At 58.6% G+C, this 563-nt stretch carries 1 protein-coding gene; it reads left to right on the plus strand.

All coding sequences use genetic code 11. The annotated features are described in order from the left end of the window. Window positions 1–563, plus strand: a 563-nt coding sequence (locus ACR0EL_RS22660) for a glycosyltransferase family protein (RefSeq protein ID WP_480502379.1), incomplete at both ends; no start/stop codon positions are given.

The raw sequence follows: 563 nt of genomic DNA on the forward strand, positions 1-563 counted from the left end.
ACCTGCGCCGGTCACGCGCGCTGGCTGCGGCCATAACACAAGCCGATCAACGCGCTTCGGCCCTCATTTTGACCGGTTCACCCATTGCCGGACGGTTTACTTTTCCGCGTCGCGTTGACCATGTCCGTCTACCCGGGGTCACCAAACGCGCCGACGGCTCGTATGCTTCGCAGACCATCGGCATGGGCATCGATGATGTGACCGAGTTGCGCGCAAGCCTGATCCAGACATCTGTCGAACAGTTCGACCCCGATGTGCTGATCGTCGACAAAGAGCCTACCGGTTTTCGCGGTGAGCTGCTGCCGACGCTTGAGTATCTTGAAAACTCCTGCTCAACCAAATTGGTTCTGGGCCTGCGCGACGTTCTGGATGAGCCCGAAGTACTGGCCGCCGAATGGGAGCGTAAGGACGCGATCTCGGCGACTGAACGATTCTATGATGAGATCTGGGTATATGGGTTGCGATCGGTCTACGATCCTACACAAGGCCTTCCCCTCAGCCCGGCGACGCAAGAGCGCATTCATTGGACAGGGTATCTACGTCGCGATCTTGGGCCGGTTGGT

The organism is Ruegeria sp. AH12 (genome assembly GCF_056541465.1).